15 protein-coding genes are annotated in these 11,708 nt (G+C 46.9%); 14 read left to right on the forward strand and 1 reads right to left on the reverse strand.

Going from position 1 to position 11,708, the window contains the following annotated elements; all coding sequences use genetic code 11:
• From PCH02S_RS06285 to ytfJ, 9 genes are all read left to right on the forward strand, one after another.
• A partial coding sequence (locus PCH02S_RS06285) for a RibD family protein (protein ID WP_174806739.1) occupies nt 1-370 on the forward strand: 370 nt, incomplete at its 5' end.
• Between the two features lie 16 nt (nt 371-386).
• Nucleotides 387-1,058, forward strand: a complete 672-nt coding sequence (ribE, locus tag PCH02S_RS06290; RefSeq protein ID WP_127451171.1) for a riboflavin synthase — start codon at nt 387-389, stop codon at nt 1,056-1,058.
• A 43-nt stretch (nt 1,059-1,101) separates the two neighbouring features.
• Nucleotides 1,102-2,328 carry a bifunctional 3,4-dihydroxy-2-butanone-4-phosphate synthase/GTP cyclohydrolase II gene (locus tag PCH02S_RS06295; protein ID WP_127451173.1) on the forward strand — a complete coding sequence of 409 codons (1,227 nt, stop codon included), beginning with the start codon at nt 1,102-1,104 and terminating at the stop codon, nt 2,326-2,328.
• A gap of 49 nt (nt 2,329-2,377) precedes the next feature.
• The gene (ribH, locus tag PCH02S_RS06300) at nt 2,378-2,848 is read left to right on the forward strand and encodes a 6,7-dimethyl-8-ribityllumazine synthase (protein WP_127451174.1); all 471 of its coding nucleotides are present in this window, start codon (nt 2,378-2,380) and stop codon (nt 2,846-2,848) included.
• Nucleotides 2,848-3,486 (forward strand): site-2 protease family protein, encoded by a 639-nt coding sequence (locus tag PCH02S_RS06305; protein ID WP_127451176.1) that lies wholly within the window; start codon nt 2,848-2,850, stop codon nt 3,484-3,486. The genes ribH and PCH02S_RS06305 overlap by 1 nt, the downstream gene beginning before the upstream one ends.
• Nucleotides 3,487-3,501: 15 nt before the next feature.
• Entirely contained in the window at nt 3,502-4,293 is a 792-nt protein-coding gene (locus PCH02S_RS06310; RefSeq protein WP_127451178.1) for a segregation and condensation protein A, read from the forward strand.
• Nucleotides 4,277-4,879, forward strand: coding sequence for an SMC-Scp complex subunit ScpB (gene scpB / locus PCH02S_RS06315; RefSeq protein ID WP_127451780.1), 603 nt, complete (start codon nt 4,277-4,279; stop codon nt 4,877-4,879). Before PCH02S_RS06310 ends, scpB begins: the two co-directional genes overlap by 17 nt.
• 100 nt (nt 4,880-4,979) lie before the next feature.
• Entirely contained in the window at nt 4,980-5,681 is a 702-nt protein-coding gene (locus PCH02S_RS06320; protein ID WP_164819460.1) for a DUF2953 domain-containing protein, read from the forward strand.
• Nucleotides 5,682-5,797: 116 nt separating this feature from the next.
• Nucleotides 5,798-6,292 carry a GerW family sporulation protein gene (ytfJ, locus tag PCH02S_RS06325; RefSeq protein WP_127451181.1) on the forward strand — a complete coding sequence of 165 codons (495 nt, stop codon included), beginning with the start codon at nt 5,798-5,800 and terminating at the stop codon, nt 6,290-6,292.
• Between the two features lie 52 nt (nt 6,293-6,344).
• On the opposite strand, the gene PCH02S_RS06330 is transcribed toward ytfJ, so the two are convergent.
• Nucleotides 6,345-7,640, reverse strand: a complete 1,296-nt coding sequence (locus PCH02S_RS06330) for an ArsB/NhaD family transporter (RefSeq protein WP_127451183.1) — start codon at nt 7,638-7,640, stop codon at nt 6,345-6,347.
• Between the two features lie 258 nt (nt 7,641-7,898).
• On the opposite strand from PCH02S_RS06330, the gene PCH02S_RS06335 reads away from it, so the two are divergent.
• From PCH02S_RS06335 to resA, 5 genes are all read left to right on the forward strand, one after another.
• A complete protein-coding gene (locus PCH02S_RS06335; protein WP_127451184.1) occupies nt 7,899-9,092 on the forward strand; it encodes a D-alanyl-D-alanine carboxypeptidase family protein in 1,194 nt (397 codons plus the stop codon).
• A 24-nt stretch (nt 9,093-9,116) separates the two neighbouring features.
• The gene (locus PCH02S_RS06340) at nt 9,117-9,716 is read left to right on the forward strand and encodes a nucleoside recognition domain-containing protein (RefSeq protein WP_127451185.1); all 600 of its coding nucleotides are present in this window, start codon (nt 9,117-9,119) and stop codon (nt 9,714-9,716) included.
• Nucleotides 9,717-9,722: 6 nt separating this feature from the next.
• Nucleotides 9,723-10,256, forward strand: coding sequence for a spore maturation protein (locus PCH02S_RS06345; protein ID WP_127451186.1), 534 nt, complete (start codon nt 9,723-9,725; stop codon nt 10,254-10,256).
• Between the two features lie 61 nt (nt 10,257-10,317).
• Nucleotides 10,318-11,064, forward strand: a complete 747-nt coding sequence (locus PCH02S_RS06350; RefSeq protein WP_127451187.1) for a pseudouridine synthase — start codon at nt 10,318-10,320, stop codon at nt 11,062-11,064.
• Between the two features lie 86 nt (nt 11,065-11,150).
• Nucleotides 11,151-11,684 (forward strand): thiol-disulfide oxidoreductase ResA, encoded by a 534-nt coding sequence (gene resA, locus PCH02S_RS06355; protein WP_127451188.1) that lies wholly within the window; start codon nt 11,151-11,153, stop codon nt 11,682-11,684.
• The last annotated feature ends 24 nt before the right edge of the window (nt 11,685-11,708 follow it).

An 11,708-nucleotide genomic window follows, 5' to 3' on the forward strand; every position in this document is an offset into this window, starting at 1 on the left:
CGCCACCGCACAGGCGCCCGCAGAGCGGCGTGCCGCGCTGGAAGCGCGCGGCATCACGGTCCTCACCTGCGGCGACGGCCCGCAGGTGGATCTGACGCTCGCCATGCGGCAGCTCGGCGAGCGAGAGATCGGCTCCATCCTCCTCGAGGGTGGAGGCAAGCTGAGCGGCGCCATGCTGGAGCGGCGCCTGCTGGATAAGCTGGTGCTGATGTTTGCGCCGAAAATTATCGGCGGCGGGCAGGCAGCACCTATGAACATCACCTTCGAAGGCTTCGCGAAGATGGATGAGGCAATTACGCTCGACCGGTTAAAGGTCGAGCAGTTCGGACCGGATGTATGCCTAACCGGGTATCCGGTTTTTAAGAGCTAACGAATGGAGGGCTGTCATGTTTACCGGCATTATTGAAGAAATCGGCCACATGCGCCGCATTCATAGCGTAGGTCAAGCTATGGTATTAACGATTGGCGCAAAAAAGATCCTTGAGGATGTTCATCTGGGAGACAGTATTTCGGTGAATGGGGTTTGTCTGACAGTCATTTCGTTTGACAACGAATCTTTCTCCGTCGACGTGATGCCGGAAACTTACCGCAAGACGAATTTGCGCAAGCTGCAAGCCGGTACACGCGTGAATTTGGAGCGGGCGATGGCGGCAAACGGCCGCTTCGGCGGACACATTGTGCAAGGACATGTAGATTCAACAGCAACGATTATTTCGCGGATTCCAGAAGAAAATGCGGTTGTTTATCGGTTCGAACCGGAGGATAAACACATTTTCCGATATATTATAGCTGGCGGCTCGATCACCATTGACGGGATCTCCCTTACGGTTGTCGATGTCACAGAACGCGATCTGGCGGTTTCGATTATTCCGCATACACTGGCTCAAACCGTTCTGCATGATAAAAAAGCAGGAGATACTATTAACATGGAATGCGATGTTCTGGGCAAATATATGGAACGACTGCTAAAGTTCGGTCCTGCTGATGCCTCAGCGGGTAACAGTAAAAAGCAAAGCACGTTATCTGCAAGCTTTCTGGCGGATCATGGCTTTATGTAAGGGTAATTAGCTTACAAAGATAGTTCGGTTAGGAGAGGTGAAGATGACAGAAATAAAATTCAGCACGATCGAAGAAGCACTGAAAGATCTCAGTTTAGGGAAAGTCATTATCGCTGTGGATGACGAAGATCGCGAAAATGAAGGGGATTTTATCGCACTGGCGGATAAAACGACCCCGGAAGTGATTAATTTCATGATCAAAGAAGGGCGCGGGCTGGTGTGCACGCCGATTACGGAAGAACGGGCGAAAGAGCTTGACTTGCCGCCGATGGTCGCTAGAAATACCGATTATCATGGCACTGCCTTTACCGTATCTGTAGACCATGTTGAGACGAGTACGGGGATTTCCGCACATGAGCGTTCAAGAACGGTTATGGGCTTGATCGATCCGGATACGAAACCGCAGGATTTCCGCAGACCGGGTCATATCTTCCCGCTAATCGCCAAAAAAGGCGGCGTACTCCGCAGAGCTGGACATACGGAAGCAGCGGTTGATTTGGCTGTTTTATGCGGGTCCTATCCTGCCGCGGTCATTTGTGAAGTCATCAAGGAAGACGGAACGATGGCACGGGTTCCGGATCTTATGGAAATCGCCAAGAAACATGAATTGTGCATCATTACGATTCAAGATTTAATTCACTATCGCAATCAACAGGAGAAATTGGTTGAGCGTGAAGTTGAAATTAAGCTGCCTACGGATTTCGGCACTTTTAAAGCAATCGCCTATACGAATCAACTGGATAGCAAAGAGCATGTCGCCCTTGTCAAAGGAACAATTGACCCTTCCAAACCAACGCTGGTTCGTGTGCATTCCGAGTGTTTAACTGGTGATGTTTTCCATTCACACCGCTGCGATTGCGGTCCTCAACTGGATGCTGCATTAAAACAGATTGATGAAGAGGGCAATGGTGTATTATTATATATGCGACAGGAAGGTCGCGGTATCGGTCTGATCAACAAATTAAAAGCTTATGCTTTGCAAGAGCAGGGATTAGATACTGTAGAAGCGAATATTAAGCTTGGATTTGCTCCAGATCTTCGTGATTATGGCATTGGTGCGCAAATTCTGAAAGATCTTGGCATTACGCAGCTCCGTTTGTTGACGAACAATCCTCGCAAAATTAAAGGGTTAGAAGGCTACGGTCTCGAAGTTGTTGAACGCGTTCCGATTCAAATGGCAAGCAAAGAGGACAACGTCAATTATTTGCGGACCAAAAAACAAAAGCTTGGCCACATGCTGAGCTTCCATGATTCCGGCAGCGGGATCTGATCTTTACACTTCAAATAACGGTTTTTATATAGAAAAGGAGAATTTAATCATGGCTACAATTTATGAAGGACATTTAGTATCGCAGAATTTGAAATATGGTATCGTCGTAGGTCGTTTCAATGAATTTATTACTTCCAAATTGCTTGGCGGCGCGCAGGATGCTTTGAAACGCCATGGCGTACAGGATAGTGAAGTCGATATTGCTTGGGTACCGGGCGCGTTCGAACTTCCGCTTATTGCTCAAAAAATGGCGGAAAGCGGGAAATATGATGCGGTGATTACCCTTGGCGCCGTCATTCGTGGTTCAACGCCTCACTTTGATTATGTGTGCAGTGAAGTTGCAAAAGGTGTATCCGCCATTAACCTGAAAACAGGCGTTCCAACAATCTTTGGTGTTTTAACGACGGATTCCATCGAGCAAGCGGTTGAACGCGCGGGAACGAAAGCCGGCAACAAAGGTTGGGAAGCGGCAGTAACGGCAATTGAGATGGCGAACTTGACGAAACAATTTACTTCCTAATGCTTTCTTATTATCATTTGGAATCACTGCTTCCCAGGCTGCTCGCCTTCCTGATTGCGATGACGCTCCATGATGCTGCGCATGCAGGAGTTGCTTGGCTGCTCGGAGACCGGACAGCCCGGGACAGCAAACGTTTATCGCTTAACCCCTTGGTACACTTGGATGCCTTGGGGTTGGCGATGATTGTTTTTGGTCCATACGGCTGGTCGAAGAAAATGCCGGTAGAGGCTATGCAGTTTAAAAAGCCAAAACTTTATCATACAATTGTGTATGCAGCAGGTCCTTTTACCAATTTGCTGCTCGCTTTGTTTTTCTGGTGGCTCTATTTCTTTCTTCCTGATTTTTTCGGAGGAGCATCCGAGTCGATCACCGTGGAACAATGGCGAGTCTATTTGCAGTACGGCGTCATTGTCAATCTCATGATTTGCCTTATACATATGTTACCGCTTTATCCGCTAGATGGTTGGTATATCCTTAAAGGCTTTATTCCTCCGAAAAATCAAAGATGGATGGATCGCAATCAGCGATATGCACTTTTTGTTGTCATCATTTTGATGATTACACCTACCGGCCAATGGGCCTTGGAACGTATTTATCCGTTTGCCGCGCAGTTTGTTATGAATATATTTTCACTATGACAAGGGGGAGATTACATGAAAGTTACCTATAAGTTAGAAGCTTTTGAAGGCCCCCTTGATCTTTTGCTTCATCTTATCGATAAAAATGAACTCGACATTTATAATATTCCTGTCAAAGAAATTACAGATCAGTACTTGGCTTATGTACAAGCTATGCAAGAGCTGGAGTTGGAGATTACAAGTGAGTTTCTAGTCATGGCCGCTACACTTCTCTCTATCAAAAGCAAAATGCTGCTGCCTAAGCCGCCTGTTATTGAATTTGACGAATATTTTGATGATATGGAAGACGAGCTTGATCCTCGCGCAGAGTTGGTCGCTAAACTTATTGAGTACAGAAAGTACAAGTCTATTGCTGATATGCTTAGAGATAAAGAAGTAGAGCGAAGCCTGGTGTATACGCGTGAGCCTGAAGACTTGACGCCATTCCTGCCGCATGTGCAGGAGAACCCTGTTGAAGGGCTGGACGTTGCTGATTTGCTATTCGCTTTTCAGCGGACGCTTCGCAAGCTTGTGAATCGCAATATTGTTACTAGAATTCGAAGAGACGAGATTTCCGTCAAAGAACGGATTAGAGAGGTTATAGATTTGCTAAAAGTGAAAGGCGGCAAGCTGCTTTTCTCGAAATTGTTCGATTATGAAATGACTCGGGAAGAGATCGTTGTCACATTTTTGGCCATTCTGGAATTGATGAAAATGAAAAAAGTCGTATGTTATCAATATCAATTATTTGAAGATATCGTAATTCAAGCCAAAGAGGAGGGTACAGACATTGACACTCAGTTTTCCACAGATGAAATCGATTATTGAGGGACTCCTCTTTGCCTCGGGTGACGAGGGATTGGATGCCAAACAAATAGCTGAGGTCATGGAGCTCGATTTGTACATCGTTCGTGACTTGCTTAAGGATATGCGAACGGAATTTAAACGCAAGGGAAGAGGAATCCAAATCGTTGAGGTAGCCGGGGCTTACCAGTTAACGACGTTGGCTGAGCATGCGCCCTATTTTGAGCGTCTGGCTTATACACCATCGCGTTCCTCCTTATCGCAAGCAGCACTCGAGACCTTATCCATTGTTGCTTATAAACAACCCATTACCAGAGTAGAAATCGAAGAAATACGCGGCGTGAAATGTGATCGCGCTTTGGCTACTCTTGTGGGTAAAGATCTCATTTTGGAAGTCGGACGCGCAGATGCGGTTGGAAAACCGATCTTATACGGCACATCCAAACAATTTCTTGAGTACTTCGGGCTCAGCTCCATTCAGGAACTGCCGGATTCAGGCAGCTTTCAGGGGGAATTTGATCTGGAGGAAGAAACTCGCATGTTGTTTGATCGGATGGGCGGGGATCAGAAACAGATTACGCTCGAGGATGTTTCGGAGGAAACCGAGTAACGTTAAATGCATTTCATTTCCTAAATTAGCTCATACTAACTCTACTTGCCAGAAGATCTCTTCTGGTTGTGGAGTTTTTTTGTTAAGGGGGAGAATGGGGTTGTTGTGGGTAGGATTCGTGCTTCTAATCGTCATCCTTGCCATTATCATTGTGCTGCTCAGTTTCATTCGGGGAGAGTTTTATTTCTCCAGAGTGAAAGATAATGACACACTTACTGTGGAGATGCGTGCTTTATTTGGATTAATCCGTTATCGCTATGTCATCCCCATCATACAGTTCAAGGGATTCACGAAAGGGATCCTGATCAAATCGGAAATTGTGAATAAAACATATGCAAAGTTGAAAGACGAGAGCAAGGATCACATTACGAAGGACAAAGTGATTCAATTTTATAAAGAAGCCAAAGACATACTTGTTCATACGCTTAATTTGTACGATTGGACGAAGCAGACTTTAGCTAAAGTGGAATGTACGGAGTTAAAATGGGTAACGCGCGTCGGTGTGGGAGATGCTCCGGAAACGGCTATTACGACGGGAGCCATCTGGGGGATTAAATCGTCGCTCTTAGGCTTTACAATGCGCTATATTCAGGTGAGAGCAACGCCGCGAGTAGACGTGGTTCCGCAATTCAATGAGAAACACTTCTCAACGGAAGTGCGGGTTGCCGCCAGAATTCGAGTGTGGCATATGGTTTTTGCAGGCATCAGGCTGATGGTCAGGGCGGCGAGAGTAAAGGGAGGCTTACGCACCTGGATTCAAATGGCTCTGAAAGCAAGGTCAAGATTTAAAACAGCTTCGTGATGTACATAACGATATTCCTCTAAGGGTACTCTAAAAAAGAACCAATATTGGTCTTAGACACTTAAGCTTCCGATGCCAGTTTTTAATGGCGAAAAACGCTAAGGAGGAATATTATCATGTCAGAACACCCGATTCAAGGACTCATGAAAGTCGCCATGGAAAATATCAAGGAAATGGTCGACGTTAACACGATTGTCGGAGACCCTGTTGAAACTCCGGATGGCAGTGTCATTATGCCAATATCCAAAGTCGGTTTCGGATTTGCAGCGGGCGGCAGCGAGTTCGTGACCGATTCCGAAATTGAGATTGAAGGCGGTACGATGGGCAAAAACGATGCGCTGAACGCCAAGGTTGCTCTTCCTTTCGGAGGAGGCAGCGGCGGAGGGGTCTCCATTACACCGATTGCCTTCCTCGTTGTTGGCAAAAATGGCGTTAAAGTTGTTCCTCTCGACAACCAAACGCATATCCTGGAACGCCTCATCGATTCTGCTCCGCAGGTTGTAGACCGCATTCAAAGCATGGTCAAAGGCTTTAACACAAAATCGGGCACAGTCGGAACAAACGGCGCCAACAACGTAACGAATATCGAGAATCAAAATTTCATCGTATAAGAATCGGTTATCGTCTGGGCTGTCCTCTGTGACAGCTTTTTTTTGTGCGTGATCACAGCAAATAACGAAGATAGATGTAGACATGCGCAAGCAGCAACGAAACCAGCGTAATGGGAACGCCTACTTTTAAAAACTCCAAATAACTAAAACCTTTCCCCTCTTTGGCCGCGAGGCCAGCCACGATGACATTCGCCGACGCACCGATGATGGTGCCGTTTCCTCCTAAACATGCGCCTAAGGCAAGCGACCACCAAAGTGTATTGATTGGCGCTGAATCTACGGCAAGGCCAAGCCCATCCGCCATATCTTTGATGAGAGGAATCATGGTTGCGACAAATGGAATGTTGTCAATGGTTGCCGAAGCCAATCCAGAACCCCAAAGGATGAGCAAGGAGGCGCTTTGAATGTTGCCTTCTGTTACATCCAGTGCAAACATGGCCAGTTTTTTAATCAGTCCAACCTCTTGCAACCCCCCTACCAAGCTAAATAATCCCGCGAAGAAGAAAATCGTCACCCACTCGATCGAAGCGAAAGCTTTCTCGATATCGTGTTCTTTTAATCCGAAAAGCATTAGTAAAATCGCACCTGTAATCGCAACGACGGCCGCGTCGACATGAATGACCGCATGAAGCATAAAACCGATGAGGGTTAACGCTAAAACAATCAAGGATTTGACCATGAGCCGCTGATCTTGGATGGTCTCCCGTTCATTCATTTCCATCAGTTTGGCTTGCAATACGGGATTGGGATGCATCTGTTTTCGGAACATGAGGTAAAGCATGACAAGCGATACAATCATAATAATGAGTGCGATAGGGCCTAGATGAATAAGAAAAGCATTAAACGTTAAATGGGGATTCGCGGACCCAATCATAATATTAGGCGGATCGCCTATTAGTGTAGCTGTTCCACCGATATTGGAAGCAATGATTTCAGCCATCAGAAAGGGGACAGGATTTATTTCCAATATGCGCGTAATCGCGATGGTAACAGGGACAACAAGCAGAACCGTCGTTACATTGTCCAAAAGGGCGGAACCGATCGCGGTTAGCGTGGACAGAACAAGCAAGATCTTCATTGGATCGCCTTTGACGGCTTTGGCCGCGCGAATGGCAACAAACTGAAAGACGCCTGTCTGGTTCGTGATACCCACGAGGATCATCATCCCGATTAAGAGCGTGATGGTTTCCCATTCCATATATTGTATGAAAATTTTATGAACATCCAGAATACCCGCGAAAACCATGATCACAGCACCCAATAAGGCGATCGCGGCACGGTTGACTTTTTCCGAAATAATGAGCGCATAAGTGACTAAAAAAATAATAAGAGCTATCCAAGTAAGCATAATAAACCTCCATCTTCTTCCATTTTAGTTATGACACAAGCACGCAGATACTAAACCTTTTTCCCGGCAATATCCGAAAAATGGCAAAAAGGAGCCTGCAATGACAGGCTCCTCCGGTGATCTCGTTATTCAATTCCAACTCATTATACCGATGGTTTCTCCTTTTGTAAATAACAGGACTTGGACATATCCCCATTTCCAAAGCATATACTTGTACAAAGTTTTTGTCTTGTCTATTTGGTAGGTAGGGGGATAACGATGAAGAAAAGAGTCGGGTTCATCATCTTGTGCAGCGCATTGATCAGTCTATTGCTCGCACCTTGGGCGCAAGTGGAAGCAGCGCCGCCAGGCATTCGTACCAATGCGGTTGGTGCCTCGCTCATTGACGTGGAGTCTGGACGCATCCTTTATAGTGAAAAAGGGGACACGCCTATGCGGATTGCCTCCTTGACCAAAATCATGACCGCCATTATCGCGATTGAACAAGGGAAGTTGAACGATAAAGTGAAGGTTAGCAAAACGGCCTTCGGCAAAGAGGGCTCATCCATCTACCTGAAGCTTGGCGAAGAGATGAGACTGCATGATATGCTGTATGGCTTGATGCTGCGCTCGGGGAATGACGCAGCTACGGCCATTGCCGAAAATGTGGGCGGGAGCGTGGAAGGCTTTGTCTATCTGATGAACGAGAAAGCGCGTTCGCTTGGCATGGATCATTCGCATTTTACGAATCCATCCGGGCTCGATGAAGGCGAAGGCCACCGTTCCAGTCCTAACGATATGGCCAAGCTTACGGCTTATGCGCTCAAGAATCCGGTGTTCAAGGAAATTGTCTCGACGAAGCTGAAAAAAGTGCCGAACCCGAATGAAGCTTGGGATTATTCGTGGTTGAACAAAAACAAGATGCTCTCTCTTTTTGAAGGAGCGGACGGTGTGAAAACGGGGTATACAAAGCTAGCGAAGCGCTGCCTTGTTTCTTCAGCGACCAGGAACGGCCAACAGCTCGCCGTCGTCACGCTGAATGATGGCGATGATTGGGCTGATCATGCAAGGCTGCTGCAATACGGTTTTACCTATTATCCGCTGCAGACGATCGTCAACAAAGGCGATGCCGTCGAGGGAACGCCATGGGTAGCGGGTAGAACGTTCTCTTATCCGCTGGCGGAAGGCGAAGCGGCTCAGTTGACGCATCAAGTGAAACTGGTTGATCCTTCTTCCACCGCATACCGGTTGGCTGAGCGGGGGAGCATACAGTTTTCATTGCAGCAGCAACTGATTCAATCGGTGCCGTTATACGATAAAGCGAGTCCGTTATTACAAGCGCAGAGCCAGTCCACGTTCTCTTTCCAAGAAAGCAAACCTTATCAAGAAACGCTGCTCACCCATTATAGTTTAATTTGCCGGATGTTAATTCAGGAGTTGTTTTCAATCTCTAGATCAGAGTGGGCGGACTAGAGGGCTCACAAGGAGGCCATCGATATGGTGAATTGGATTTGGTTGTTTTTTATCGTCATCGGCTTCGTTGTTGCTGCTTTGAATGGAAATGTTGAAGCTGTGACGCAAGCTGCTTTCGATGGCGCAAAAAGCGGCGTGACGGTCTGCTTCGGACTCATTAGCGTGCTCGTTTTTTGGATGGGGATGATGCGAATTGCCGAAGATGCCGGCCTGCTGAGCAAGCTTGCCAGATTGCTGCAGCCTGCGGTGCGATTTTTGTTCCCAAGTGTCCCCAAAAACCATCCGGCTATCGGTTATATCATGTCGAACATGAGCGCCAACATTCTTGGTCTGGGCAATGCGGCAACGCCGATGGGCATTAAGGCCATGCAAGAGCTGCAAAAATTGAATGCCGATAAAGACACGGCAAGTACAGCGATGTGCACGCTGCTTGCGTTGAATACGTCAAGCATCACGTTAATTCCTACAACGTTAATTGCCATACGCATGAATTACAATTCCGTCAATCCTGCGGAAATCGTGGGTACGACGCTGATTGCTACGATCATCTCGACGGCTGTTGCTATTTTTGTGGACCGATGGTACCGAAGGTCTCGCTCTCCCATCCCTCCGCTGAAAGGATGATTCCGCATGTATGCCTTCGTTTCGCTCATCTCTGCATGGGCTATTCCCATCATGATCGTGTTCATCCCGTTGTATGCGGCTTATCGCAAGGTGCCTGTCTATGAATCGTTCGTTGATGGCGCCAAAGAGGGGTTTGATACGGCGATCAAAATCATTCCGCATCTGGTCGGCATGATGGTCGCCATTTCCGTCTTCCGCGCTTCGGGGGCGATGGATTTGTTAATCGGCTGGATGCGGCCTTTCTTTGAAAGCATCGGTGTTCCTACCGAAGTGCTGCCGCTGGCGATTTTACGGCCGATCACCGGAGCGGGTTCGCTCGCTTTTACGACCGATTTGATTGAACAATTTGGTCCGGACTCGATGATTGGCCGAATCGCTTCTACCGTTCAAGGCAGCACGGATACAACTTTATATGTAATTACGGTGTATTTTGGAGCGATTGGCATTCGTAAGGCAGGGTATGCCTTGAAGGTAGGGCTCATTTCAGATATTGTCGGCTTCGTTGCATCGATTGTCATCTGTTATTTAGTGTTTAGCTGAGCTGGCGCTCTTGTGATTTGCAGTCAACTCCGTTATCATTAGCTTGAGGTGAAAGCGGATAATGGAAAGACTGCAAAAGGTGTTAGCCGAAGCGGGGGTCGCATCCCGCCGGAAATGTGAAGAAATCATCACTGCGGGGCGCGTGCAAGTGAACGGTGAAGTTGTCACGACGCTTGGCGTGAAGGTGAACCCGGCTGAGGATGAAATCAGAGTCGATGGACGAGCTATCGGCCAACAAAAGAAGATTTATGTGATTTTACATAAACCGAAGGGTGTCATTACAAGCGCGACAGACCCTGAGGGACGTAAAGTAGTTACAGACTTCTTGCCAGGAATTAAAGAACGCGTATATCCGGTCGGACGATTGGATTATGATACGGAAGGCTTGCTCATTTTAACCAATGACGGGGAATTTGCTCATCTGCTCACACATCCCAAGCATCATGTGCCGAAGACGTATCAAGCTACTGTCAAAGGAGTGCCGCACGGGACGTTATTAGATAAGCTAAAAACGGGCATACAGTTAGAAGACGGGATGACAGCACCGGCTGAAGTTGAGTATGCGGATGTGAATTTAGAGAAGAATGAGTCCGTGATTCAGATCACGATCTACGAAGGCAGGAATCGGCAAGTCAGACGGATGTTCGAGGCGATTTCCTTCCCGGTGATTCGATTGAAACGGATTAAATTCGGTCCAATCTTTCTTACAGGCCTGCCAAGAGCGAAGTTTCGCCACTTGACGCCCAAAGAGGTTGAAGAGCTTAGGAACGAGGCTCTCAAGACACATAACGTTCAAAAAGGCCAATAAGAATTGGCCTTCTTTTCGTTATAATAAAGGTATTACCCTATGTGAAAAATCTAACATAGCTAAAGAAAAAGTGAAGGTGATTAATCGTGGGTGCAAGAAAGAAATGGGTACAGATCGGGATCTTTGCGATCGTGCTTATTATTGGTGTGTTTACCATTATTACGAATTTGTCGGCTTCTGACAGTAAAAAATACCCTCAAGTTGGCGACAAAGCGACGAACTTCTCATTAGTCGGCTTAGATGGCAAGACACATGAGTTATCGGAATACAAGGGAAAGCCGGTTTTAATTAATTTCTGGGGCACTTTTTGTCCGCCGTGTAAGGAAGAAATGCCTGCGCTGCAAAAGCAGTACGACAAATGGAGCAAAGAAGGCGTTATTTTCCTGGAAGTAAATGTCGACAAAAACAAAGTGACTGTTCAAGGCTTCATGGATCAGTATAACTTGAACATGCCTGTACTGTTGGATGCGAAAGAAGTTGTGCGCAAGCAATATGGCGTAATGGACTATCCGACGACCTTCTTTATCGGCGCAGACGGCAAAGTAGCCGTCAAAAAAATTGGGCAAATGACCGAAGCTTTTGTCGATGAAACGCTTTCGAAGCTTGCCGTTAAGTCTTAATAGAAGTGAATGCTTGAAGTTTTC

Source organism: Paenibacillus chondroitinus NBRC 15376, assembly GCF_004000765.1.
In the GTDB taxonomy this organism is placed as follows: Bacteria; Bacillota; Bacilli; order Paenibacillales; family NBRC-103111; genus Paenibacillus_E; species Paenibacillus_E chondroitinus.